The sequence below is a fragment of the Neorhizobium fuzhouense genome (assembly GCF_042611105.1).
In the GTDB taxonomy this organism is placed as follows: domain Bacteria; phylum Pseudomonadota; class Alphaproteobacteria; order Rhizobiales; family Rhizobiaceae; genus Neorhizobium; species Neorhizobium galegae_A.
The window spans coordinates 575,647-600,403 of record NZ_JBHFFP010000001.1; the positions used below are offsets into that span (position 1 = coordinate 575,647).

At 63.4% G+C, this 24,757-nt stretch carries 26 protein-coding genes; 19 read left to right on the top strand and 7 right to left on the bottom strand.

The features are described 5' to 3' along the window. Positions 1-14 precede the first annotated feature (14 nt). The 4 genes from ACEXP3_RS02945 to ACEXP3_RS02960 all read left to right on the top strand — a co-directional run bounded on the left by ACEXP3_RS02945 (position 15) and on the right by ACEXP3_RS02960 (position 3,717). A complete protein-coding gene (locus tag ACEXP3_RS02945) occupies positions 15-377 on the top strand; it encodes an RT0821/Lpp0805 family surface protein (RefSeq protein WP_210104115.1) in 363 nt (120 codons plus the stop codon). A 290-nt stretch (positions 378-667) separates the two neighbouring features. After that, entirely contained in the window at positions 668-1,957 is a 1,290-nt protein-coding gene (locus tag ACEXP3_RS02950; protein WP_377295900.1) for a DnaJ C-terminal domain-containing protein, read from the top strand. A 143-nt stretch (positions 1,958-2,100) separates the two neighbouring features. After that, entirely contained in the window at positions 2,101-2,919 is an 819-nt protein-coding gene (gene fabI, locus ACEXP3_RS02955) for an enoyl-ACP reductase FabI (protein WP_210103305.1), read from the top strand. 207 nt (positions 2,920-3,126) lie between these two features. Further along, positions 3,127-3,717 carry a histidine phosphatase family protein gene (locus ACEXP3_RS02960; RefSeq protein ID WP_377295901.1) on the top strand — a complete coding sequence of 197 codons (591 nt, stop codon included), beginning with the start codon at positions 3,127-3,129 and terminating at the stop codon, positions 3,715-3,717. Positions 3,718-3,745: 28 nt separating this feature from the next. Here the strand turns inward: ACEXP3_RS02960 and ACEXP3_RS02965 are convergent, their stop codons facing one another. Beyond that, positions 3,746-4,009: a DUF1344 domain-containing protein gene (locus tag ACEXP3_RS02965; RefSeq protein ID WP_210103307.1), complete on the bottom strand. Its 264-nt coding sequence runs from the start codon at positions 4,007-4,009 to the stop codon at positions 3,746-3,748. Positions 4,010-4,337: 328 nt separating this feature from the next. On the opposite strand from ACEXP3_RS02965, the gene ACEXP3_RS02970 reads away from it, so the two are divergent. The 3 genes from ACEXP3_RS02970 (at position 4,338) to ribB (ending at position 9,828) form a co-directional block, all read left to right on the top strand. Continuing rightward, positions 4,338-7,433, top strand: a complete 3,096-nt coding sequence (locus ACEXP3_RS02970) for a bifunctional diguanylate cyclase/phosphodiesterase (protein ID WP_377295902.1) — start codon at positions 4,338-4,340, stop codon at positions 7,431-7,433. Positions 7,434-7,593: 160 nt separating this feature from the next. Continuing rightward, positions 7,594-8,706, top strand: a complete 1,113-nt coding sequence (aroC, locus tag ACEXP3_RS02975; protein ID WP_210103309.1) for a chorismate synthase — start codon at positions 7,594-7,596, stop codon at positions 8,704-8,706. Positions 8,707-8,727: 21 nt separating this feature from the next. Continuing rightward, entirely contained in the window at positions 8,728-9,828 is a 1,101-nt protein-coding gene (ribB, locus tag ACEXP3_RS02980) for a 3,4-dihydroxy-2-butanone-4-phosphate synthase (protein ID WP_210103310.1), read from the top strand. 303 nt (positions 9,829-10,131) lie between these two features. Here the strand turns inward: ribB and ACEXP3_RS02985 are convergent, their stop codons facing one another. Genes ACEXP3_RS02985 through ACEXP3_RS02995 form a run of 3 tightly spaced genes read right to left on the bottom strand, consistent with a single transcriptional unit; the run spans position 10,132 to position 12,301 of the window. Next, entirely contained in the window at positions 10,132-10,605 is a 474-nt protein-coding gene (locus tag ACEXP3_RS02985; RefSeq protein WP_377295903.1) for a DUF5680 domain-containing protein, read from the bottom strand. Positions 10,606-10,619: 14 nt separating this feature from the next. Continuing rightward, the gene (locus tag ACEXP3_RS02990) at positions 10,620-11,060 is read right to left on the bottom strand and encodes a GNAT family N-acetyltransferase (RefSeq protein ID WP_377295904.1); all 441 of its coding nucleotides are present in this window, start codon (positions 11,058-11,060) and stop codon (positions 10,620-10,622) included. Next, a complete protein-coding gene (locus ACEXP3_RS02995) occupies positions 11,057-12,301 on the bottom strand; it encodes a winged helix-turn-helix domain-containing protein (RefSeq protein WP_377295905.1) in 1,245 nt (414 codons plus the stop codon). The genes ACEXP3_RS02990 and ACEXP3_RS02995 overlap by 4 nt, the downstream gene beginning before the upstream one ends. A 175-nt stretch (positions 12,302-12,476) precedes the next feature. Here ACEXP3_RS02995 and ACEXP3_RS03000 point away from each other — a divergent pair, with 175 nt between their 5' ends. The 6 genes from ACEXP3_RS03000 to ACEXP3_RS03025 all read left to right on the top strand — a co-directional run bounded on the left by ACEXP3_RS03000 (position 12,477) and on the right by ACEXP3_RS03025 (position 16,279). Then, entirely contained in the window at positions 12,477-13,403 is a 927-nt protein-coding gene (locus ACEXP3_RS03000) for a manganese catalase family protein (RefSeq protein WP_377295907.1), read from the top strand. A gap of 203 nt (positions 13,404-13,606) precedes the next feature. Then, positions 13,607-14,287, top strand: coding sequence for an energy-coupling factor ABC transporter ATP-binding protein (locus ACEXP3_RS03005; RefSeq protein WP_377295908.1), 681 nt, complete (start codon positions 13,607-13,609; stop codon positions 14,285-14,287). After that, a complete protein-coding gene (locus tag ACEXP3_RS03010; RefSeq protein ID WP_377295909.1) occupies positions 14,281-14,886 on the top strand; it encodes an energy-coupling factor transporter transmembrane component T family protein in 606 nt (201 codons plus the stop codon). The genes ACEXP3_RS03005 and ACEXP3_RS03010 overlap by 7 nt, the downstream gene beginning before the upstream one ends. 39 nt (positions 14,887-14,925) lie before the next feature. Beyond that, positions 14,926-15,489 carry a biotin transporter BioY gene (locus ACEXP3_RS03015; RefSeq protein WP_377295910.1) on the top strand — a complete coding sequence of 188 codons (564 nt, stop codon included), beginning with the start codon at positions 14,926-14,928 and terminating at the stop codon, positions 15,487-15,489. 39 nt (positions 15,490-15,528) lie between these two features. Beyond that, complete coding sequence (locus ACEXP3_RS03020; RefSeq protein ID WP_245365528.1) at positions 15,529-15,852, top strand: type II toxin-antitoxin system MqsR family toxin; 324 nt, start codon at positions 15,529-15,531, stop codon at positions 15,850-15,852. Between the two features lie 4 nt (positions 15,853-15,856). Then, positions 15,857-16,279, top strand: a complete 423-nt coding sequence (locus ACEXP3_RS03025) for a type II toxin-antitoxin system MqsA family antitoxin (protein WP_245365529.1) — start codon at positions 15,857-15,859, stop codon at positions 16,277-16,279. A 13-nt stretch (positions 16,280-16,292) separates the two neighbouring features. On the opposite strand, the gene ACEXP3_RS03030 is transcribed toward ACEXP3_RS03025, so the two are convergent. Next, positions 16,293-16,694: an acyl-CoA thioesterase gene (locus ACEXP3_RS03030; RefSeq protein WP_377295911.1), complete on the bottom strand. Its 402-nt coding sequence runs from the start codon at positions 16,692-16,694 to the stop codon at positions 16,293-16,295. 148 nt (positions 16,695-16,842) lie between these two features. On the opposite strand from ACEXP3_RS03030, the gene ACEXP3_RS03035 reads away from it, so the two are divergent. The 3 genes from ACEXP3_RS03035 to ACEXP3_RS03045 all read left to right on the top strand — a co-directional run bounded on the left by ACEXP3_RS03035 (position 16,843) and on the right by ACEXP3_RS03045 (position 18,230). Beyond that, a complete protein-coding gene (locus tag ACEXP3_RS03035; RefSeq protein WP_377295912.1) occupies positions 16,843-17,778 on the top strand; it encodes a histone deacetylase family protein in 936 nt (311 codons plus the stop codon). 2 nt (positions 17,779-17,780) lie between these two features. Continuing rightward, positions 17,781-18,035 (top strand): exodeoxyribonuclease VII small subunit, encoded by a 255-nt coding sequence (locus ACEXP3_RS03040; RefSeq protein ID WP_210103318.1) that lies wholly within the window; start codon positions 17,781-17,783, stop codon positions 18,033-18,035. Positions 18,036-18,101: 66 nt separating this feature from the next. Further along, positions 18,102-18,230, top strand: coding sequence for a hypothetical protein (locus ACEXP3_RS03045; RefSeq protein ID WP_281067712.1), 129 nt, complete (start codon positions 18,102-18,104; stop codon positions 18,228-18,230). Positions 18,231-18,291: 61 nt separating this feature from the next. On the opposite strand, the gene ACEXP3_RS03050 is transcribed toward ACEXP3_RS03045, so the two are convergent. Beyond that, positions 18,292-19,560: an ROK family protein gene (locus tag ACEXP3_RS03050; protein ID WP_377295913.1), complete on the bottom strand. Its 1,269-nt coding sequence runs from the start codon at positions 19,558-19,560 to the stop codon at positions 18,292-18,294. Positions 19,561-19,739: 179 nt separating this feature from the next. On the opposite strand from ACEXP3_RS03050, the gene xylF reads away from it, so the two are divergent. The 3 genes from xylF (at position 19,740) to ACEXP3_RS03065 (ending at position 23,004) form a co-directional block, all read left to right on the top strand. Continuing rightward, on the top strand, positions 19,740-20,780 hold the full coding sequence (gene xylF / locus ACEXP3_RS03055) for a D-xylose ABC transporter substrate-binding protein (protein WP_377295914.1): 1,041 nt from the start codon (positions 19,740-19,742) through the stop codon (positions 20,778-20,780). Positions 20,781-20,890: 110 nt separating this feature from the next. Beyond that, positions 20,891-22,204 (top strand): sugar ABC transporter permease, encoded by a 1,314-nt coding sequence (locus ACEXP3_RS03060; protein ID WP_210103321.1) that lies wholly within the window; start codon positions 20,891-20,893, stop codon positions 22,202-22,204. A gap of 14 nt (positions 22,205-22,218) precedes the next feature. Next, positions 22,219-23,004 (top strand): ATP-binding cassette domain-containing protein, encoded by a 786-nt coding sequence (locus ACEXP3_RS03065; RefSeq protein ID WP_210103322.1) that lies wholly within the window; start codon positions 22,219-22,221, stop codon positions 23,002-23,004. A gap of 306 nt (positions 23,005-23,310) precedes the next feature. Here ACEXP3_RS03065 and ACEXP3_RS03070 read toward each other — a convergent pair whose 3' ends face one another. Beyond that, positions 23,311-24,231, bottom strand: a complete 921-nt coding sequence (locus ACEXP3_RS03070) for a homocysteine S-methyltransferase family protein (RefSeq protein WP_377295915.1) — start codon at positions 24,229-24,231, stop codon at positions 23,311-23,313. Positions 24,232-24,757 lie beyond the last annotated feature (526 nt).

The window sequence follows — 24,757 nt, forward strand, 5'->3', positions numbered from 1 at the left end:
CCCTTTCGACGGCAATGTCGGGCTGCACGAGTGGCGCCTTCGACCTGTTCGACAGCTCTGCTAAGGTGGACCGCAGCCTCTCCACATCCACCATTCCCAAACGTTCGCAGGAAGCGGTCTCCGACGAAGTGACGGTGCGCAATGCCGTCACCTCCGCCGACCTTTCCAAGGTGTCGGGCGCAGCACTCCCCTGGGCCAATACGGCAACCGGCAGCGCCGGTGTCGTCTCCGGCATCCGCGAAGCCAATGTGGCGGGCGTCGTCTGCCGCGGCTTCGTCACCACCCGCCATTCCTATGAAGGCATTGCCAAGTTTACCGGCCAGGCCTGCATGGCAAACAGCGGCGACTGGATGCTGACCTCCTTCGAACGGCAGTAATATCCTTCCTCTTTCCGGTAGAGACCCGCAGCGCAACCCCGCGCTGACGGACAGACATGCCGTCGCCGCACCTGTCATTGCTGAGGATCGGCTGGTTACTGCGCGGTAATCTTAATTCCAACTCGCCGGCGCGCGTAAATTCTCCTTAGAGAGTGTCACGATTATATTTCTTCACCATAGGCCAAAAGGGCGATGTTCCGGCAGCGGAACCCTTCGCCGACGGCAAGAGTTGTTGTCGAAAGCAGCCGCCGGGCGTTCCGGTGAGGCTGCAAACATAAGCGGTGGACGGTATGCGCGATCCCTATTCCCTTCTCGGCGTGAAGAAAGATGCCGGTGCCGACGAGATCAAGGCTGCCTGGCGTTCCAAGGCGAAATCGCTGCACCCGGACCATAACCAGGAAGATCCGGCCGCCACGCGCCGCTTTGCCGAGATGGGCCAGGCCTACGAGGTCTTGAAGGATCCCGAACGCCGCAAGCGCTACGACCGCGCCTATGAGACCCACCAAACCATCCTGCAGCAGCGCGAAAACGCCCGTCAGGCGGAAGAGCGCGCCAAGGCTGCCCGCGCCAAGGCCGAACAGGTGATGGAGGAACTGGCGCGCGCCAATGCGCAGCGCGCCCAGAACCAGGCCAACCAAAACCGGGCGAATGCCACGGCCGGCGCAAGCACCCTTGGCGGTGCGGAGGAAAACCCGGAGGACCTGATCAACCGCATTTTCGGTCCCGCCCCTTCGGCGGCCTCCTCCACTGCCTCGCAGGCAGGAACGGCCGGCACCCGCCGTAGCAGCGCTGAGGCAGGCGCGCAGGGTGGACAGGAGCAAGCCCGCACGGAGCGGCCGCAGCCCTCTTCCGCCAAAGCACAGGCAGGCAGCGGACCGGCGAATGCCGGGACGGCAGGCGCCGCACAGGCCCAACGGCCCGCAGCCGAAAGCGGCAATCCGGATGCGGCACGGCCCGAACCGACCCGCCCCGAACCAACTGGCCAGAAAGTGCCGCCGCCGCTTCCGCTTCAGGCGATCGAGCTTCTTTCCGGTCTCATGCGGCGGATCCGCGGCACGACCCAGCCCCCGGAAAAGGCGCCCGACCTCTCAACGACCGCCACCGTGTCTCTTCAGGACATGCTGGCCCTCAACACGGCAACGGTCATCTTGTCCGACGATCGCGAAGTGCGCTTTCCGCTGGAGGCCGGCATGACCGACGGCCAGGTGCTGCGTCTCATCGGACAGGGGCTGCGGCTTCCCGGCGCCCAGCGCGGCGACCTGCTGGTGACCCTGAAGATTGCCCGCGACAATCGTTTTCATGTGGAAGGTTTCGATCTCCACACCGTGTTGCCGATCTCGCTGGAGGATGCGGTTCTGGGAACCGAGGCCGAGGTGGAGACGCCGGGCGGGCGCGTTCCCGTCTCCATTCCGGCCTGGACCGGATCGGATCAGAGCGTGCGGATCGATGGTCTTGGCCTGGCAAACGATGCCGGCGGACGCGGCGATCTGGTGGTCGAACTGCGGGTGGTGTTGTGGGAAAAGCCCGACCCGAAGGTCATCGATCTGATGCGCCACATGCGCCACGGCCTCTTCGTGTGACGCCATTGTGACGCTATCCCCAGGCGGTTGCGTCTGCGCACCCATTGTTACACCCCCTTACAGGAGATGATCTCACGCCTGCTTGAACGTGGGGACGGCCTATGCCATAGGCAACTTTCGTCTTAAGTCTTAGAGGATAGAGTATGGCTCAGGCATCCGGCCTCATGGCAGGCAAACGTGGCATCATCATGGGTGTCGCGAACAACCGTTCCATCGCGTGGGGGATTGCCAAGGCCATTCATGCCCAGGGCGGCGAAGTGGCGCTCACCTATCAGGGCGATGCGCTGAAGAAGCGCGTCGAGCCGCTGGCCGCCGAAATCGGCGCTTCGCTTGCCGGCCATTGCGATGTCAGCGACGAATCGACCATCGATGCCGTCTTTGCCGATATCGAGCAGCGCTGGGGCAAGATCGACTTTCTCGTGCATGCCATCGGCTTTTCCGACAAGGACGAGTTGACCGGCCGCTACGTCGATACGACCGCCGACAATTTCGCCAAGACCATGCAGATCTCCGTCTACTCCTTTACCTCAGTTGCCCGCCGCGCCGAAAAGCTGATGACGGATGGCGGCTCCATGCTGACGCTGACCTATTACGGCGCCGAAAAGGTCATGCCGAACTACAACGTCATGGGCGTGGCGAAGGCCGCGCTGGAAGCCAGCGTGAAGTATCTCGCGGTCGATCTCGGCCCGAAGAACATCCGCGTCAACGCGATCTCGGCCGGCCCGATCAAGACGCTCGCCGCCTCCGGCATCGGCGATTTCCGCTATATCCTCAAGTGGAACGAATACAACGCGCCACTGCGCCGCACCGTCACCATCGAGGAAGTCGGCGATGTCGGCCTCTACATGCTGTCGGACCTGTCGCGTTCGGTGACGGGCGAAGTGCATCACGCCGACAGCGGCTATCATGTCGTGGGCATGAAGGCGGTCGACGCGCCTGACATTTCCGTCATCAAGGATTGATGACACGAGGCCTTGGGCCTTAAATCGGTATTGGACTTTCGCCTTTCATTGGGTAGGCTCGGATCAAGGTTTCGGCAGAATACTGCCGGGACTTTCAACCGGGCGCCCTGCCATTTGTGCTGGACGGGACCCGGAAAACCGGAGAGACCGGCTACACAATCGGCGCAGCACGAGCGTGCAGCCAAGGCATGAAAGAGGGTTTTACCCGTGCTCATCTACATGATCCGCCACGGACAGACCGACTGGAATGCCGAAGGACGCCTGCAGGGCCAGAAGGACATCGGCCTCAACGACACCGGCCGGGCCCAGGCTTTTCAGAACGGCGAAACGCTGCGCGGCCTTTTGGGGACAGACGTCTTAAACTTCGATTTCGTCGCCTCCCCCCTCTCGCGCACCCGCGAAACCATGCAGATCGCCCGCAAGGCGATGGGGCTTGACCCCATGGGCTACCGCACCGACGAGCGGCTGGTGGAACTGTCCTTCGGTGACTGGGAAGGCCATACGCTGGACGATATTCGCGCCGTGGCACCGGAGCGGCTCAAAATGCGCTCGCGGCAGAAATGGAACTTCATTCCTCCCGGCCCTTCGGCCGAAAGCTACGAGATCCTTTCCTGGAGAATCGGTGCCTGGCTGCAATCGGTGGAGAGGCCGACCGTCTGCGTCAGCCATGGCGGCGTCATCCGCTCCATTCTGAAACTGGTCGGCGGCTGGGACGAGGCGGACGCGTCACGCTGCGACATCCACCAGGACCGCGTGCTGATCATCGAGCAGGACAAGGGCCGCGCGGAGTGGTTGTGACGGTTTCGGCGCAGCAAGCGCCGGCCTGTTACTGCTGGACGATCTGCAGGTCGTCGATCACCCGGTGGCCGTCAACGACGGTATAGAAGACGACGACCTTCACGCCCGACGACAGGCCGTCGAAGTTGAACTCCTCAGGCACCTTGTAGGTCTTTCCGTCGTCCAGCGTCAGGCTGAGCTTCTTCACGTCCACGGACTTGATCGTGGCTTCGACATCGACGCTTTGCGCCAGCGCGGAGAGCGGGGAAAGCATACTGGCGGTTGCGAGCAGCGCTGCGATCAGGAGGCGCATCGTATAAGCCTTTGGCAGATCAAGGAATGTTTTGTTTCGAAACATGATTTGCCTTTCGATTGTGGCAAAAGTTGCCCGGCTTGATGTCAATTCGCGTCTCATTGATGAACAGGATTTTAACCAATTGCAACCACTTGCCCCGGAAAGCCCGAAAGGCCGGGAAAACCGGCCATTCCGACGGCAGCATCCCGTGACGAAATGCCATCGAGTTTGCGTTTGCCGGTGCAATAGGAAATTAACCCGCGCTGTCTAGCCTGTGGATAAGCGATTGGGGGCAACGCGTTTGACAATGAGCTTGATGGCAAGATGGCGGACAACGGCCGCACAGATGCGCTGGCGCCTGCCGGTGGCTGTGGCCGGTGCCCTTGCGCTTTCCGTGATCGCAACCACCATCCTTCTCGATCGCCAGCATCGCCACGATTACCAGGAGTTTCTGCGCGGCGCGACCGAACGCACGATGATCATCCTTCGCCAGCGACTCGCAAGCCGCCTGCAGGGAGACCTTATCCTTGCCTCCCATCTGGGGCAGTTGCTGGGCGATCCGTCGGCTTTCGACCTCGCCCAATTTGCGCCGGCCGCGCACGACATCCTGCTGCGCAATCCGCATCTGGTTGCCGTGGCTCTGGCGCCGGACAACAAGCTCGGCCCCATCATCACCGCGCAGGCGCAAGCCCCGGATGCCGGGCCCAGAGCCGCCGTCGATCGGGGAGCACTATCGCAGGCCATCCTTGCCCATCGCCTGCCGGGCCCAGCGCTGCTCAGCCAAGGGGCCGGTGACGGAATGATGGTGCTTGTGCTGCCCGTCTCCGCCAACAACACGCCCTGGGGCAAGCTGGCCCTGGTGATCGATCACCACCGCTTCCTCGCCGAGGCCGGTATCGAACCTCAGACATCCACCATTGCCCTTCACGAGAGCCCGCACGAAAGTCTGCTGGACATCACCATCCGCCATGTCGGGTCCGACGCGAACCGGCTGCTGACCGGTCCGGAGACCATTGTCGACCGGGAGCCGGACGTGTCCACGCTGCCGATCTCCGGCGGCCACTGGGAACTGTCGGCCGCGCCGCCCGAGGGCTGGTCGGCCGCGCCGAACGACCAGCCGTCCTTTCGCCTGTTGCTCGCCGCTGCCGGCCTGGGAATGATCCTGCCGATCCTCGCTGCGGGCGTGCTGATCGGCGAACGCAACCGTCACATCGCCATGCTGAAGGCGCGCGAGGCCAAGCTGGTGGCGTTGTCGCAGCGCTTCAGCCTGGCCATGGAAACGTCCAGCATGGGCATATGGGAGGTCACCGACGACAATAACCTCACCTGGGACGCGCGCGCGGCCGCCCTGTACGGCTATCCGGAACAACCCGGCGGCAACCGGCTCGAGGATTGGGTTGCTTCAATTCATCCCGACGATGTCGGCACGGCGGAAGCGCATTTCTTCGGCTGCATCTGTTCCACCCGCTCGCGCGTCGATGATTATCGCATCTGCCTTGGCGACGGCACCATCCGCACGCTTCGCTCGACCGGCGCCACCTTCGTCGATCCTGACGGCAGCTGCCACACCACCGGCATCGTCTGGGACGTCACGGCGGATGCCGAGACCACCCAGGCGCTGCGCGCGGCCAAGGAAAGCAGTGAAATCAAGAACGCCGAACTGGAACTGGCGCTGGACGAGCTGTCGCACCGCGAGCGGGAACTGGAGGAGCTGTCGACCAAGCTCGACCTGGCGCTTGCCTCCTATGACTGCGGCATCTGGGAAACCTACCCGCAGGAAGGGCTGGAAGTGTGGGACAGGCGCATGTGCCAGCTCTACGGCATCGCCTATACGGACGGTCGCCTGAGTACGCAGCAGTGGCTCGGCCTCATCCACCCGCAGGACCGCCCGCGGGCCGAACGCCTGATGAAGGGCGCGGACGACAGCAACAAGACATCGCTTGTCGTGCGCGTGCCGCAGGCGGATGGCAGCATCCGTTTCGTCCGCACGATCGGCAGGCGGCACGGCGATCGCGATGGCGCCTACAAGTTTCTCGGCATTGCGCTTGACGTGACGGAGGACATGCAACTGACGGCAGCGCTGCAGGCCGCCAAGCAGGACGCCGAGGCCAAGAATATCGAGTTGCAGCTTGCCCAGCGCCGCATCGAGCACAATGCACTCCACGATCCGCTGACGATGCTCGCCAACCGGCGCAAGCTGGACGTGGCGCTCGACGCTCTGTCGCGGGAAAGCCAGACCGAGCGCCGCCATGCCTCCCTCCTCCATCTCGATCTCGACCGGTTCAAGCAGATTAACGATACGCTGGGTCACGCCGCCGGCGATGCCATGCTGGTGCATGCGGCGCAGATCCTCACCCGCAATGTGCGCAATGAAGACGTGGTGGCGCGCATCGGCGGCGACGAGTTCGTCATCCTCGTCGCCAACACGGCTGACCCCGCCGAAATGGCGGCGCTCGCCGCACGCATCGTCAGCGAGCTCCACCAGCCGATAGAGTTCGAGGGGTTTTCCTGCCGCTGCGGCGTTTCCATCGGCATTGCCCAGGAAAGCGGCCGCAGGATCGATGCGCGCAAGATGCTGATCAACGCCGATATCGCGCTCTACCGGGCAAAGCATCTCGGCCGCAACCGCTTCGAGTTTTTCACGCAAAACCTCCAGGCCGAAGTGATCAACAACAAGCGTATGGCAGACGAGATCCTCGTCGGCATCGAGCAGGGCCAGTTCGCCACGTTCTACCAGCCGCAGTTTTGCGCACGGACCTATCAGCTCGTGGGCGGTGAGGCGCTGGTGCGCTGGCGCCATCCCGACCGCGGCCTTCTGACGCCGGATGTCTTCCTGAAGATCGCCGAGGATCTGAACGTCGCGGCCACGCTCGACCAGCTGGTGCTGGAAACCGTGCTGCGCGACCAGATGCTGTGGGCCGCCGCCGGCATCGACGTGCCGCGCGTATCGGTCAACGTGTCTGCCAAGCGCCTCCACGACCGGACGCTGGCCGACACGCTGAACACGCTGTCCATCTCGCCCGGCAAGATTGCCTTCGAGCTGGTGGAATCGATCTTCCTCGACGAAAGCGACGACGTGGTGACGGACAATCTCAACCGCATCAAGGCGCTGGGCATCGACATCGAGGTCGACGATTTCGGCACCGGCCACACCTCCATCGTCAGCCTGCTGAAGCTGAAGCCGAAGCGGCTGAAAATCGACCGGCAGCTGGTGATGCCCATCCTGTCGTCGCAGCAGGAACGCGGGCTGGTGCGCTCGATCATCGAGATCGCCCGCTCGCTGGGCATCGAAACCGTGGCGGAGGGCGTGGAAACCATTGAGCATGCCGCGCTTCTGAAGGAGCTGGGCTGCGATCTTCTGCAGGGCTTTGCCTTTTCGCAGCCGCTGGCCGGCGCCGAATTCGCCGTCGCCGCGCGCCGTGGGTTTATCACTGCGGCGTAAAAATCCCGGATCGGGGCAGCCGGCAGCGGCCGGCGCGGGAGCCCGGCGTGCGGCACAAAAAGGGCTTCCCCCCCGCCCCCCTTTTCCACTATGACAAGTGCGCTTCACGTCACGACGGCTTCCCGCCACGGGGTTTGCCGGCGCTCAACGGTCAGGGTTCATGTCGCATAATACATTCGGTCATCTGTTCCGTGTCACCACCTGGGGCGAAAGCCATGGCCCGGCGCTTGGATGCGTCGTGGATGGCTGCCCGCCCGGCATCCGCTTCACCGCCGCCGAAATCCAGGCCTTCATGGACAAGCGCAAGCCCGGCCAGTCGCGCTTCGTGACCCAGCGCCGCGAGGACGATATCGTCAAGGTGCTCTCCGGCGTGATGCTGGACGAGGACGGCGTGACGATGACGACGACCGGCACGCCGATTTCGATGCTGATCGAAAACACCGACCAGCGCTCCAAGGATTATGGCGAGATCGCCAAGCGCTACCGTCCCGGACACGCCGATTTTGCCTATGACGTGAAATACGGCATTCGCGACTATCGCGGCGGCGGACGCTCTTCCGCGCGCGAGACGGCGGCCCGCGTGGCGGCCGGTGCGCTTGCCCGCAAGGTTCTGCCCGGCGTCACCGTTCGTGCAGCACTCACTCAGATCGGCATTCACAAGATCGACCGCAACCGCTGGGACTGGGCGGAAGTCGACAACAACCCCTTCTTCTGCCCTGACAAGGCAATGGTGCCTGTCTGGGAAGAGTATCTGGACGGCGTGCGCAAGGCGGGCTCCTCCATCGGCGCTGTCATCGAAGTGGTGGCGGACGGCGTTCCGGCAGGCCTTGGCGCGCCGATCTACAGCAAGCTCGACCAGGACATCGCTTCGCTGCTGATGTCGATCAACGCGGTGAAGGGCGTCGAGATCGGCGACGGTTTTGCCGCAGCAGAACTGTCTGGCGAAGAAAATGCCGACGAGATGCGCATGGGCAATGACGGCAAGCCGCTCTTCCTGTCCAACCATGCCGGCGGCGTGCTTGGCGGTATTTCCACCGGCCAGCCCATCGTGGCGCGCTTTGCAGTCAAACCCACCTCCTCGATCCTGACCGAGCGCCAGTCGATCGACAGCGACGGGCAGAATGTCGATGTGCGCACCAAGGGCCGGCATGACCCCTGCGTGGGCATTCGCGCCGCCCCCATCGGCGAAGCCATGGTGGCCTGCGCGCTGGCCGATCATTTCCTGCGCGACCGGGGCCAGACCGGACGCATCCGCTCATTGCCGACAGAGTAATTTTCAAAAGGATTGACTGCCATGCCCTTCGACCAAAAGCGCGTTGTCGATGCCATCCGGGCCTTCGAGGCCGGCGAAATCATTGTCGTGACCGATGACGACGACCGCGAGAATGAAGGCGATCTGATCGTTGCAGCCGTTCACTGCACGCCGGAAAAGATGGCCTTCATCGTGCGCCACACGTCGGGCATCGTGTGCACGCCGATGCCGCGCGAGGAGGCCAAGCGCCTGAACCTCAACGCCATGGTGGCCGAAAACGACAGCGCCCACACGACGGCCTTTACCGTCAGCGTCGACTTCAAGCATGGCACGACGACCGGCATTTCCGCCGACGACCGGACGCTCACCGTGCGCAATCTCGCCAATTCGAATGTGGGCGCCGCCGATTTCGTGCGCCCCGGCCATATCTTTCCGCTGATCGCCCGCGAGGGCGGCGTTCTGATGCGGTCAGGCCATACGGAAGCAGCGGTCGATCTGTGCAAGCTTGCCGGCCTGCCGCCGATCGGCGTCATCAGCGAACTGGTGAACGACAACGGCACCGTGATGCGCGGCCCGGACGTCGCAGCCTTTGCCGCTGAGCACAAGCTGACGCAGGTCTCCGTCGCCGATCTCATCGCCTACCGCCAGCGCAAGGAAACGCTGATCGAGCTGCAATCAAGCTTCGACGTCGCAACGCCGGTCGGCAAGGCCAAGGCGCATGCCTACTCGCTGCCCTGGGATCCGATGCAGCATCTGGCAGTGGTGTTCGGCGACATCCGTGACGGCGTCGATATTCCCGTGCGCCTGCATCTGGAAAATGTCGCAAGCGATGTCTTCGGCACCGACCGCAGCATCGGCCGCTACATGGACAAGATCGCCGAGGCCGGGCGCGGCATCATCATCTACCTGCGCGAAGGCTCCGTCGGCGTCGGCCAGAAAGGCCTCAACCGGCGCACCCGCATGGGCACCGAAGACCACGGCCAGGCCCAGAGCCGCGATAGCGAATGGCTGGAAATCGGGCTCGGCGCGCAGATCCTGAAGGATCTCGGCGTCACCTCGATCCGCCTCTTTGCCTCGCGCGAGCGCCACTATGTCGGCCTGGAAGGCTTCGGCATCAAGATCAGCTCGACCGAGATTGTTTGAAGCGTCTGACCGGTCGGCAGCCGGTCAGGCTACCGCCATCTTCCCAACATAAGGGGTAAATCTCTTCTAGAGGAAGAAAGACCCCTCCCAAACCCTCCCCACAAGGGGGAGGGCTTAGCCCGGCCGCACCCTCTGATGCAGGAACCGGGCGCGTTCCCAACATCTACAAGAACTGGTCGGAGATCAACCCGACGCTGTCGAAGGGCCCGATCGCTGCCTCCATCGGGTCTCCCCCCTTGTGGGGGGAGATGGCGGCAGCGAGAGGGGGTTTAAAGTCTAATCAACGCCATAGCCGCACCGCCTTCAGGCAATCACCAGGCCGCCGTGATAATCCAGCCGGTAGACCGCGCGGTCCTCGAATATGATCTGCTCGACGCCGGTGAAAGACGTATGGTCGCCGTCGCTCGCATCCAGATAGCGATACGGGCCGGCATCGTGCGCAAAACCGCCGAGAAACCGCCCCTCGGCATACATCCGCGGCAGCGCCGCGCGCAGCACATTGGCGGCACGGCTGCCGTCGATGGCCGCGCCATCCAGCACCCGGCCATAATAGTTCATCGCCCAGACCGGCGCCCCGTCACGCCAGACGACTTCCTGGCCCAGAAAATCCGTTCCACCGAAATAGCTGTCGAGATAGGACCACGCACCCCGCCGATAGGGGATATCGCGCGAGCCCGGCCGGCATGATCCCTCACCCAGCTTTCCGCCGATATAGGCCGCCGCCTTGGCCTCCACGATGAACGGCAGGAGCCCATCCAGATTGACACCTTTCTCCATCGGCTCTGCCTCCGCTACCGAACAATCTTCATGGCCATGCCGACAGAGCGCGGGGCCGTTTCGGCAAAGCCGAACTGGGCATAGAGCCGATTGGCCGGCACGTCGGCGATGAGGCTCACATAGGCGCTTTCGGGCGCATTCGCCTTCAGGTGATCGGTGAGCGCCGCCATGATACGCTTGCCAAGGCCGCGGCCCTGGTGGGCCGGATCGACGGCAATGTCCGTGATCTGGAAAAAGCAGCCGCCGTCACCGATAATGCGGCCCATGCCGACGATCTTGTCCTCCCACACCAGCCGCACGCCGAAAACCGTGCCCTTGAGGCCAAGGCTTGCGGCTTCCGGCGTAAACGGGCTGAGGCCGGCCACCTGGCGAAGACGCAGATAATCGCCAAGCGGCGGGGCCTGCGGCTCCAGGCGATAGTCGTCCGGCAACCGTGTCGCAACGTCGTCAGTCACTCTGTCATGTCTCCCGTTTTCGGATCCCGCGACCTCTGGCCGCCCCGGTTGTCCGTAAGTATCCAGTTCTTTGCGTAGTCTACCCGCTCCACACCGGTGAAGCGGGCCAGCCGCTGCAGTTCCGCATCGAGCTTTTCCAGCCGCCCGGCCGAGGCGCGCACGTCAGGCTCCAGCCAGAGCCGCTTGACGGCAAGCACGCCCGCCTTGCGATCCGCCTTCATGTCGATGCGCCCGATCAGCCGGTCGCCTTCCAGAAGCGGAAACACGTAGTAGCCGAACTGTCGCTTCGGTTCGGGCACGAAGACCTCGATGCGATAGTTGAAGCCGAACAGGCGCTCCGCCCGGTCGCGGTCGCGCAGCAGCGGATCGAAAGGGCTCAGCACCCGGATGCGCGCCGGTGGCTGCGGCGGTTCGAGAAGCCCCGGCAACCGGTCGGGCAGCGCGTAGGAGGGGCGCCGGCGGCCATCCACCGTGACGACCTCCACCGGTTGCAGGTCTTGCGCCTCGCGGGCAACCCAGTCTTTCGCCTCCTGCGGCGTGATGAGGTCGAAGAAAGCGGCGATCTCGCCGGAGGTGGCAAAGCCCAGCCGTGTGAGAGCCGCGCGGCAGGCCCAGTCGACGAATTCGTCATGGCTCACCTCCGGCTCATGATGATGGGCCGGCACGACACGCTCGGTGAGATCGTAGACCTTCTGGAAATTCACCCGTCCGGCAATCGCCAGACGGCCGGTGCGCCAGTGATATTCCAGCGCCGTCTTGGACGGATGCCAGTTCCACCAGCCGCCAGAGGTATGATCGGCGTGGCGGATCTCGCGGGCCATCACCGGCCCACCCTCCTTTACCCGGGCATAGGTTTCCTCGAACACCGCATCGAACCCCTCGCCGCGCCATTTCTGCCAGCGCGCCAGAATGGCCGCCTCCTCTCTCAGGAAGCGGTGCTTCCAGTAGCGGAAGAAGCCGGAGGGGATGATCGCTGCATCATGCGTCCAGTGCTCGAAGAGCGCCCGATCCGTTTCCAGAAGTGCGGCCAGATCCTCGCGGCGATAGGTCTGGTTGCGGGAAAACAGGATCTGGTGATGGGCCCGCTCCACCGTCTGGATGCTGTCGACCTGCACGAAACCCAGATCCTCGATGAGGCCGAGCAGCGCCTGCTTGTCAAGCTTCAGGTTCGGCGCGCGCGAAAGCCCCTGCCGTTCGAGGAAGGCCAAGCGTGCCGTGCGATTGTCGATCAGAATCGTCATGGAGAGAGGCTAGCGCCCGTTCGTGTTTTGTTCAACCGAAAACGCAGCACGCTGGGGTCCGTGAGGAGAGACGGCAGGAGCGATATTCCGCTGATTGTCACAGCCGCAAGATTTGCGGGGAACATCGGCCATAACCCACGGTTGGGCCAATGTACTCCAACCAAAGGAACGCCTTATGTTCATGAGAGTAGACCAGCTGCAGGCCAATCTGCCTGCGCCCGCGCGGGCAGATCCCAATGCCGCCGCCGCCCTCCAGGAATTGCTGGGAGGAAAGTACGGCGAAATGTCCACGCTCGGGAACTATATGTTCCAGAGCTTCAATTTTCGCAGCAAGGAAAAGCTGAGGCCCTTCTATTCGCTCGTCGCCAGCATTACGGCCGAAGAACTCGGCCATGTCGAGCTGGTGAGCAACGGCGTCGTCATGCTGAACAACGGCCCTGACATTCCCGATGGCGATGCAGGCGATGGCGGCGACATTTCCGACGCGCCCTGGGAGGGCATGAAGGATATCCGGCTTGCCGCAGCCTTTTTGTCGGGCGGTGGTGGCGCAATGCCCGTCAACAGCAATGGCGTGTCGTGGAACAACGACTTCATCACCACGACCGGCAATGTCGTGGTCGATCTTCTCCACAACTTCCATCTGGAATGCGGCGCACGCCTGCACAAGCTGCGCGTCTATGAGACATTGTCGGACCCGACGGGCCGGGAAGTCTGCGGCTATCTTCTGGTGCGCGGTTCCGTCCATGCCCACGCCTATGCGCTGGCGCTCGAAAAGATCACCGGCGTCGACGTGAAAAAATTCCTGCCGACCCCCAACATTCCGCTCGACAAGATCCCGGAGTGCCAAAAATATCTCGACGAGGGCTCGCATCGCCGGCTCTACACGTTCAGCCCCAACGACTACAAGGAAATGTCCGGCATCTGGGGCAATGGCGAAGTGGCCCTGCCGAACGATCCGCCCGGCGAGCTGGAAGTGGTGGACGGCATGCCTGAAGGCGGCAAGATCCACCAGTTTGTCGGCGTGCCCTCGGCATTCACCCCGGACTATTCGCCGGAGGAAATGTTCGAAATCGCCGAAAAGCTCTACAAGAAGTCCAGATAACGGACGAAACGACAACCGTGTCGGGGCATTTTACCCCGGCACGTCTCCCCCGGGCACGTCTCCGTTGACGAAAGCCCTGTCCCGGACTGCAAGGCTCTGGCACATTCGATCGCGGCGTCGCAGACCGAAATTGCCGGTCCAGCGCTTCCCCACCGCCACCTTCGCGGTTTATAGAGGCCTCAAGACCGGAAGAGGCCCGCCCTTTGCACATCATCTTCGACAAGGCCGAATTGCGCTTCGGCGAGCGCGTGGCGCTTCATCCGCTGAGCCTTCAGCTGTCAGAGCCGCGTATCGGCGTGATCGGCCTCAACGGCTCGGGCAAGACGAGCTTTGCCCGGCTGGTGAATGGGCTTGCCAAGCCGACAAACGGCCGCGTGACGCTGGACGGGATGGATACGGTGGCGGATGCCAAAGCCGTTCTTGCCGCCACCGGCTTCATCTTCCAGAACCCTGCCAACCAGATCATCCTGCCGCTGATCCGCGACGACATCGCCATGGGACCGAAAGCCCGCGGCCTGAAGGGCAAGGCGCTGGATGAAGCGGTGGAGGCCGTGATGGACCGGTTCGCCATCGCCGAGCTTGCCGAGCGTCGCCCGCACGAACTCTCCGGCGGGCAGCTGCAGCTCGCAGCGCTCGCCGCCGTGGTGGTGACGGAACCGAAGCTCATCCTGTTCGACGAGCCGACCAACCAGCTGGATCTCAAAAACCGCGCGCTGGTGATGCGGGCGATCGCCGGGCTGGCGCAACAGGCCATCGTCATCAGCCATGATCTGGATCTCGTCTCGGGCTTTGGCCGGGTGCTGGTGTTTCACGAAGGCCGGCTGGCCTTTGATGGAGACGGCGCGGAAGCCATTGCCCGCTACCGGGAGCTTGCCGCATGCTGACCAGCCTTTATGTCGAAGGCACAAGCCTTCTCCACCGCCTCGGCGTGCGGACCAAGCTTGCGGGTCTGATGATCATCGGCCTTGCGCTTTTCCTCGTCGCGAACCCCGTGGCGCTGGGCCTTGCCCTTCTCGTCACCGCCACGCTCTATCTGCGGCTGGGGCTCGGGGTGGGAGAGGCCTTTCGGCGGCTGCGTCCGGTGCTGATGACGATTGCCTTTTTCGGGCTCGTCAATGTCGTCGTGCTGTCGCCGCACGAGGCGCTTACGTCCACCTTGCGCCTGCTGGCGATCCTGTTTCTGGCCGCAAGCGTGACCGCCACCACGACGATTGCCGACTTCATCGACACCATCACCGCGCTTCTGGTGCCCCTGGAGCGGCTTGGGCTGATGAAGGCCGCAGACGGCGGGCTGGCCTTCGGGCTGGTGCTGCGCTTCGTGCCGGACATTGCGCTACGCTATGCGGTGCTCAAAGAAGCGCATGCGGCGCGCGGCCTGACGCTGAAGCCGCAGACCATCCTCGGCCCGCTCATCATTTCAACCCTCAAGGAAGCAGACAGTATTGCAGAGGCAATTGACGCGCGCGGCATTCGGGGCCAGTAGAAGCATCGGAAGACCTGTACCCCTCAACCGGAGTGTTTCATGACCACCAGGGATCTCGTTCTGTCGGCATTGTTTGCCGCCATCATCATCGTGCTGGGCCTCATCCCGCCGGTGACGCTCGGCTTCATTCCTGTGCCGATCACGGCGCAATCGATGGGCGTCATGCTGGCCGGTACGATCATCGGCGCCCGGCGCGGGGCGCTCGCCTATGTGCTCCTCGTGGTGCTGGTCGCCGTCGGCCTGCCGGTTCTGTCGGGCGGCCGCGGCGGGCTCAACGTCCTGATGGGACCGACCGGCGGTTATATCCTCGGCTGGATCCTCGGCAGCTTCGCCACCGGCTATCTCAGCGAGCGCCTGGTGCGCGATGGCCAGCCGGCACTTGTGCAGGCCGCCGGCTTCTTTGCCGCAAGCGTCGCCGGCGGCATTATCGTCGTCTACGCGATCGGCATGCCATGGGTTTCCCTGATGACCGGCACGCCCTTCAGCAAGGTCATCTTCGGCTCCCTCGCCTTCATTCCCGGCGACCTGCTGAAGGCCGCCATAGCCACACTCGCCGCCCGCGCGGTGATGGTCGGCTACCCTCTTCTGCCGCAGCGGGCATAAACCGCCTCCAGAGCAGACAGCACTTGAAATGCCACCTTTATGGTGGCATTTTTCGTCATGGAGAAGAAGCGGCCAACCTATCACCTTGAGGCAATACAGGCGGCACTGGGCACGGTAAACGCGCTTGCCATGACGTCCTCGGCCCTGCGTGATGCGCTGGCACTGGGTTTTGACCGACAAGGGGTCGTCGAGACGATCGCAAGCATTCGTCCTTCGATGTTCTACAAGTCGATGACGACGGTCCTTGATCACAGGGTCTGGCAGGACGTCTACCACGTACCGGCGAAGGGCTACATTCTCTACGTGAAGTTCCAGGCAGACGTGATCACCCAGTTCACGGTCATGTCGTTCAAGGAGAAGTAAGCGCATGACCGTTGCAGGGCATAGACCTGAAACCATGATCTCCCCGGAAACCGGCGCTCTCTTGCGCCGTGGCTCACGTCCTTTTGCCGTCTCCTACAAGGGTGAAACTGTAACCGTCGATCTGCCCGGCTATTATCCCGATGATGACGGAGACGGGCTGCATGTGGGCGATGACATGCGCGCTGCGGATGAAGCCTTGCGGCTTCTGAAAGAGCGTATGGACGGCCTTCCCTCGCCCGTCAGCATCCGCAAGCTTCGCCACAAGCTGCAACTCTCCCAGCGCGAGGCCGGCCAGCTGCTGAAAGTAGGGGAAAGCGCGTTTGACAAGTACGAGCGCGGTCTTGCAGAGCCCAGCGGCCCGACCGTACAACTCTTAAAGCTGCTGGATCGACATCCGCACCTTGTTGAGGATCTGCGCACGGTCTGAGCCGGGCAAAGCATCACTCCAGATACTGATAAAGCCAGTCGCGAAGAGTTTCCGGCAGCGCCAGCGCCTCGCCGGTGTCGGGATCGCAGGCGGTCCAGACGATTTCGGCTTCGGCCACGAGAGCGTCGCTGCGGAAAAGCAGGATGGCAAAGCCTGCGGATTTGCCGCCGATCTTGCTGACGCGCACGGCGGTCGAGACGTCGTCGCCGAAGCGCAGGGCCTTGTGGATGACGCAGGCGACCTTGGAGACGTAGAAGGTGGGGTCGGTCTCTTCCGTGGCGCGGGCGCTCCAGAAGCGCGCCAGCGCCTCTTCCGCATAGGTGATGTAGGCGGCGCTGTGCATCTCGCCGCGCAGGCTGACATCGCGAAACGGCACGATGAACGCGTAATGACTGTATCGAACGGTCTCTGCCACGCAACCCCCACTCTGTTTGGCGGCATTTAAGACCAGACCGGCCGGAGGAACAAGCTGCAAAGCCTTGTCGGACGCTTGAAAAACGGCGGTGTTTGCGCCATTTCGATGAGACCCGCCGCTCGCATCCGGCGCGGCAGGAGCTTTGGCCATGACCACGCGTCTTTACGAACACAAGATTTTTCTCGAGCACAACACGCCCGCCGGCCATCCGGAGCGCGCCGACCGGCTGCGCTCGCTGGCGATTGCGCTGGAGCATCCGAATTTCGACCGGCTTGAGCGGCTGGAAGCGCCGCAGGCCAATGAGGATATGGTGCTTCTGGCGCATCCGGAAAGCCATCTTCTGTCGGTCATGCGCGAGATCCCCGAGGAAGAGGATCGCATCCGCCAGATCGAGGCCGATACGCATGTGAGTGCCAAGAGCCTGCAGGCGGCGCTGACCGGCATCGGCGGCGCGCTGGCCGCCGTGGACGACGTGTTTGCCGGCCGCGCCGACAATGCCTTCGTCGCCTCGCGCCCGCCCGGTCACCACGCGGAAAAGACAAAGGCCATGGGCTTTTGCCTGTTCAACAACGTAGCGATTGCCGCCCGCCATGCGCAAAAGACCCATGGCGTGGAGCGCGTCGCCATCGTGGACTGGGACGTCCATCACGGCAACGGCACACAGGATATCTTCTGGGACGATCCTTCCGTGCTGTTCTGCTCGACCCACCAGATGCCGCTCTACCCCTGGACGGGAGACCGCCACGAGACCGGCGCGCATAAAAATATCGTCAATGCGCCGCTCGAAACCAATTCCGCCAGCGAGCATTTTCGCGAGGCCTTTTCCACCCGCGTGCTGCCGGCGCTCCATGAATTCCGCCCGGATTTCATTCTGATCTCGGCGGGCTTTGATGCCCATCACCGCGACCCGCTGGCGCAGATCAACCTCGTTGGCGACGATTTCGACTGGGCCACCGGCCGCCTGATGGAAATCGCCGGCAAATACGCCGGCAACCGGGTCGTCAGCCTTCTGGAAGGCGGCTATGATCTGGAAGGTCTCGCCGAATCGGCAGGCCTCCATATTTGCAGACTGATGAGAGGCTAAGAATGTCGCAGAGCCCGGACGGCAACGACGTCAACGGCTACAGCTTTGAAAAGGCCGTGGCGGAACTGGAAAGCATCGTGGCGCGGCTGGAGCGCGGCGATGTGGCGCTGGACGAATCCATTGCCATCTACGAGCGCGGCGAAGCGCTGAAGAAGCATTGCGAAAAGCTGTTGAGTGCTGCCGAAAACCGCATCGAGAAGATCCGCCTTGATCGGGCCGGCGCGCCGCAGGGCGTGGAGCCGCTCGACCAGGCTTGAGGATAAGGCGCGGTCGCGCCACGCCGGCCGGCTGGAACAAACAGGCGCGTTTGCCGTTGACGCGCCATGGCAAAAGATACCGGACCCAAAGCCCGCAGCGGCATGCTCACCTTCGTTCTTCTCATCCTTGCCGTGGCGCTCGTGCTGGCAGGGATCTACATGATCGGCTTCACGCCGGGCGAAACCAATCCTTAAGCGGCCTTTGCGGCAGCAGCTTTGCCGCTGATCCACCGCGCGCCACGCACCGGTAATCCGCTTACCGCGACGCCGTCAGCCGCTCGTCCACTGCCGTCAGCGCCCGATCCAGATGCCCCTCGAAGACCAGGGACTGCTCGTCAGGGATCGTCTCGATCACCGGCGGGCCGTTGAGGCGCACGTGCAGGGATTGCGAAAGCCCCTCCTCCATGCCGGCCTTCAGGAGATCGAAAAAGCGCGTTCCCGGACCGGTGACGACGATCGGCAGATTGCCGGCAAGGCTCAACACCCGCGACAGCCCCTGCCCCAGCGTCAACCCGGCCTGGCGGAAGGCATATTGCGCCATGCGGTTCGACTGGCGGGCGGCGGTTGCGATCTTCTCCATTTCTGACAGCGGCACGAATTTTGCCGGAATGGTATTTTCCGGCACCTGGAAGGCAAGCCGCAGGATGCCGTAAAATCCGGCCGTCGCCTCCACGCAGCCATAGGCGCCGCACCGACAGAGCCGGTTGTCCACCGTATTCAGCATATGGCCGAAATTGGGGGCGGTGACCGAGAGCACGCCGCCCGGCCCCTCGCTGCGCGCAATGCCAAGCCCGATACTATGGCCAAGCGAAAGTGCCACGAGGCCCGTGCTTCCATCCGGCCCGGCAAGCTGCGGCAGGTTCCGCCGCGACAGGGCCTGGGCGACCAGCAGCGTCTCGTTTTCCACGCCAAGCGCTGCCTGCGGAAACGCTGCCAGCAGCGGCTGGAAATCCACCGGATCGCGGCCGAACACCGGCGACCACAAAAGCCGTCCCCCTTCCGGGTCGACGATGCCCTTGCTGCACAACGACAAGAGCGCAATCGACGAAGGGTGCAGCCGCGAGCGCTGCAGCAGCCGCTCCAGGGCACCAGCCATCTCCGCGAGAAACCGGTCCGGCCGGCTGCTCATGGCATCGCGCGCCAGGCTGAACCGGTCGATTAGCGTGCCGCGAAAATCCGACAGCGCATAATGCAGGGCATCGGAGGCGATCTGCACCGCAACCACATGGGCAAAGGCGGCGGAGCGGGAAAACAGAACGCGCGGCCTGCCGCGGACACCCGCCACCGTCTGCTCCTCGCGCCCGATCGCGCCGAGCTTTTCAAGGTCGGCCGTCAGGGCGGTCACCGTCGCCGAGGCAAGCCCGGTAAGGCTCGACAGGTCCGTATGCGACAGCGATCCGTTGAGGCGAAGGGCGGACAGAACCGAGCGCAGGTTTTGGCGCCGCAGCAGTTCCGTTCCCGGCCGAACCGGGTTTGCGGGCACCGCTGCATCCGGTGCGCCGGGCAAGAGGGAGCGGTTCCGCATGGGCATTAAATTCATTCGAGAGAGGGCTGTTGACAGGTTCATCATCATCTGCCAGATATTTTCTCGACTGTCGAGAAAAACAATCTTTCTCAGGGGATCGGGGGTTTGGCCGACGGTTATTTCAAGCGGGCATGGGCGGACGAGGAGGTTCGCGGCCCGCGTCACTCGGGAGGTTTAAAATGAAATCCGTCTTGAAGCTGATGGCCGCTGCTGCCGTCATCACATCCGTGCATGTTCCGGCCCAGGCCAAGGATCTGGTCGTTGGCGTTTCCTGGTCGAACTTCCAGGAAGAGCGTTGGAAAACCGACGAAGCCGCCATCAAGGAAGCCCTGAAGGCTGCAGGCGCCAAGTATATTTCCGCTGACGCCCAGACCTCTGCCGCAAAGCAGCTGACCGACATCGAAAGCCTGATCTCGCAGGGCGCCAACGCCCTCATCGTGCTGGCGCAGGATTCCGGCGCCATTGGTCCTGCCATCGAAAAGGCAGCCGCCGAAGGCATTCCGGTCATCGGCTATGACCGCCTGATCGAGAACCCGAACACCTACTACATCACCTTCGACAACAAGGAAGTCGGTCGCCTTCAGGCCAAGGAAGTCTTCAAGGTCAAGCCGACCGGCAATTACGTGTTCATCAAGGGCGGCTCCACCGACCCGAACGCCGATTTCGTCTTCTCCGGCCAGCAGGAAGTGCTCAAGGCCGCCATCGACAGCGGCAAGATCAAGAATGTCGGCGAAGCCTATACGGATGGCTGGAAGCCGGAAATTGCCCAGAAGAACATGGAGCAGTTCCTGACCAAGAACGGCAACAAGGTTGACGCGGTCGTCTCCTCGAACGATGGCATGGCCGGCGGCGTCGTGGCAGCGCTCGAAGCCCAGGGCCTTGCCGGTTCCGTTCCGGTCTCCGGCCAGGACGGCGACAAGGCAGCGCTCAACCGCGTGGCCCTTGGTACGCAGACCGTGTCTGTCTGGAAGGACAGCCGCCTGCTCGGCAAGAAGGCCGGTGAAGTGGCCGTAGCGCTCGCCGGTGGCAAGAAGATCAGCGAGATCCCGGGCAGCACCAAGTTCAAGGGCGGCGCGAAGGGCGTGGAAATCACCTCGCAGTTCCTGACGCCCCAGGCCATCACCAAGGATAACCTGAACGTGGTTCTCGATGCCGGCTGGATTTCCAAGGCCGAGCTTTGCCAGGGCGTCAAGCCCGGCGCCGTTCCTGCCTGCAAGTAAGGCAGCGACCGAAGGCCACCCGTTTAAGACCGGGCAGGACGCCGCAACCCGTTGCGGCGTCTCTTGCCTGACTGTGGCTTTGAAAAATAACAAAGGGGAGTAGAAGGGTCATGACGGATCAGACGATCGCCGTGCCTTCCAGCAGCGCACGCCATGCCAAGGGCAACCTGTGGCAGCGTTTCTTTCACGCAACGGAATTGGACACGCGACTTCTGGGCATGGTGTTTGCCCTTGTCGTCATCTGGGTGGGATTTGACATCCTGTCCGGCGGATTGTTCCTCTCATCGCGCAACCTGTGGAACCTTTCGGTGCAGGCGGCCTCAGTGTCCGTGATGGCCACCGGCATGGTGCTGGTCATCGTCACGCGCAATATCGATCTCTCGGTCGGCTCGATCCTCGGCTTTGTCGGGATGATCATGGCCGTTACCCAGACGAAATTCCTGCCGGCCATCCTCGGCTTCGACCATCCGCTCACCTGGGTGCTGACGCTGATCATCGGCATCGCGCTCGGTGGCGCAATCGGTGCCTTCCAGGGTGCCATCATCGCCTTCTTCGGCGTGCCCGCCTTCATCGTCACGCTCGGCGGGCTTCTGGTCTGGCGCGGTGCGGCCTGGATGGTGACGAGCGGTGCCACCGTTGCCCCCATGGACACGACGTTCCGCCTGATGGGCGGCGGTGCCGACGGCTCGATCGGGGCCACGGCAAGCTGGATCGTCGGCGTCATCGCCTGCATCTTCATCGTGCTGTCGATCCTTCATTCGCGCCGCCAGCGCAAGCGCTTCGGTTTCCCGCTGAAGCCGATGTGGGCTGAATATTTCACCGGCATCGTCGGCTGCGGCGTGGTGCTTGGCGCGGTCAACGTGCTCAACAGCTACTACATGCCGGTCAACCTTGCCCGCCGCTATGCGGAGGCGAACGGGATTGCCTGGCCCGAAGGCGGCCTCGACATCTCGCTCGGCATTGCCATCCCGGTCCTCATCGCGCTTGGCATCGCCGTGGTGATGACCTTCCTCACCAACCGCACGCGTTTCGGCCGTTACGTATTTGCCATCGGCGGCAATCCGGAAGCAGCAGAACTTGCCGGCATCAAGACGCGGTGGGTCACGGTGCGCATCTTTGCCCTGATGGGTGTTCTCTGCGCCGTTGCCGCTGCCATTTCCACCGCCCGCCTCAATGCCGCCACCAATGCGCAAGGCACGCTGGACGAGCTTTACACCATCGCCGCGGCCGTCATCGGCGGCACCTCGCTTGCCGGCGGCATGGGCACGATTGCCGGCGCCGTGCTGGGTGCGGTCGTCATGCAGTCGCTGAATTCCGGCATGGTGCTGCTCGGCATGGATGCCCCGCTGCAAAGTATCGTGATCGGCCTGGTGCTGGTGTTTGCCGTCTGGCTCGACACCGTCTATCGCGCCCGGGCACGCTAAGGAGGACTGGAGACATGACGCAACAACGCACACCTCTCGTGGAAATGCGCGACATTTCCATCTCCTTCGGCGGCATTCACGCAGTCGACAGCGCTTCCGTCGATCTGTTCCCCGGTGAAGTCGTGGCTCTTCTCGGCCATAACGGCGCCGGCAAGTCGACGCTGATCAAGATCCTGTCGGGCGCTTACCGCCGCAATGCCGGCGAGATCCTGATCAATGGGCAGCCGGTCGAGATCAACAATCCGCGCGATGCCAAGCAGTTCGGCATCGAGACGATCTACCAGACGCTGGCAGTTGCCGACAATGTCGATGCCGCCGCCAACCTTTACCTCGGCCGCGAGCTGCGCACCCCCTGGGGCACGCTGGACGACGTGGCGATGGAAGCCAAAGCGCGTGAGGTGATGGGCCGCCTCAACCCCAACTTCCAGCGCTTCAAGGAGCCGGTGCGCGCACTCTCGGGCGGCCAGCGGCAGTCCGTCGCCATTGCCCGCGCCATCCTGTTCGATGCCCGCATCCTCATCATGGACGAGCCGACGGCAGCGCTTGGACCGCAGGAAACCGCGCAGGTGGGCGAACTCATCACCCAGCTGAAGCGCGAGGGCATCGGCATCTTCCTGATCAGCCACGACATCCACGATGTCTTCGATCTGGCAGACCGGGTCTTCGTGATGAAGAACGGCCGGGTCGTGGGCCATGCCCGCACGCAGGATGTGACCAAGGACGAAGTGCTCGGCATGATCATCATGGGCAAGGTGCCGCCGGGCGCGGTGGCAGGACCGGGCGCGGCACAGATGGCGTGAGGGAACCGGCGGGAACTTTTCCGGCACAACGCTCGTGCCGGAGGCCGCCCACCGTTGTGCCGGAGGCCGCCCCCCTCTGTCCTGCCGGACATCTCCCCCACACGGGGGGGGGGGGGAGATTATCGTGGCGCTGCCGTCCCGCCCGCCATTGTAGAGGGATGAAGCCCTTCACGCGATCAAGGGACTTGGTCGATAGAGAGGGAGCTGGACGCATCCCCATCTGATCTCCCCCCTTGTGGGGGAGATGCCCGGCAGGGCAGAGGGGGCGCACTGGTCTCCGCCTCACCCCTCAACCGCCCCAAACCCTCACCGCCCGCGCAACACCCCGGCGATCGTGTGGATATGGGCGGCGCCGATGCCGCAGCAGCCGCCGATGAGGCTTGCACCGGCGTCCGCCCAGCTGCAGGCAAAGCGCGAATAGGCGTCGGTGGTGAGGTCCGCGCGGGTTTCGTGCAGGCCTTCGTTGGCAGCCGTTTCGTCGGTGTCGCTTTCGAAGGCATTGGCATAGACGCCGATCCTGATATCGACGCCCTCATCGGCAAAGACGGCAGAGGCAGTGGCGACAGCCTTTTCCATCACCTCGGGTTTGGCGCAGTTGAACAGCAGAGCCTCGGCGCCGGAACGGGCCGCCCAGAGGGCTGCATCGCGCACGCTTTCGCCCGAGCGCAGGCGCGCCTCGCCGCCGTCTGCCTGCGCTGCCACCTGCGCCTGATCGTCGGCCAGCGTGAACGAGATCCAGAACGGTTTGCCCGTCTCCTTCACCGCCACCCGCACGGCCTCGCCTTCCGCAATGAGGCTCAAGGTTTCGCCGAGCCAGACATCGACATGGGGGGCAAGGTTTTCGACCAGCACCGACAGGTAATCCTGCACGGTGGCGGGATCAAACCTCTCCGGCTCGTAGGACCCGAAAATCGGCGGCAGGCCGCCGGCGACAATGACCTTGCGACCGGCCTTGTCGGCAGCCTCGCGCGCCAGACGTCCCGACAGATCGATGAGGGCCGCGCCATCCCGGGCGAACCGCTCCTCGCCGATATGAAACGGCACCAGCGCATAGGAATTGGTGGTGATCACATCGGCGCCGGCGGCGATGAATTCCGCATGCACCTGGCCGACAATCTCCGGCGAATTCATGAGCGCCAGCGCCGACCATTCCGGCTGCACGAGCTCGGCGCCGAGACGCAGCAGTTCACGGCTCATGCCGCCATCGAGAATGAGAAGTCTGTCCATCGCCCCTGCCCTTTTGCCCGCCCCAAACCGATCCCGACGGGCTGAAAATCCCGTTTAAGCAATTCTTCAGACAGTTGAAAGGGATTTGTCTTCGGCGTCTGCGGCGGTGGAGAGCCGTCTGATCGAAGGGTGTTCAGTGCGTGGGCAGGCCATGGCGTAGGGCAAATCTCTTGAGATAGCGGCAGGGATTACCCCCCTCTGCCCTGCCGGGCATCTCCCCCTCAAGGGGGGAGATTGTCGGGTGGCCGAGGTGCTCGTCCCATATGAGCCGTTTGCGGAACCACATCAGCCGTTGTCGGCATCTGCTAAGCTGGGTTCGGAATCCAGCGCCGGCTTCCGGCTGATCTCCCCCCGTGTGGGGGAGATCATCGTGTGGCCGATGTGCTCTTCTAATATGAGCCGTTTGCGGAACCACATCAGCCGTTGTCAGCATCTGCTGAGCTGGGTTTGGAATCCAGCGCCGGCGTCCGGCTGATCTCCCCCCGTGTGGGGGAGATGTCCGGCAGGACAGAGGGGGGTAATCCCG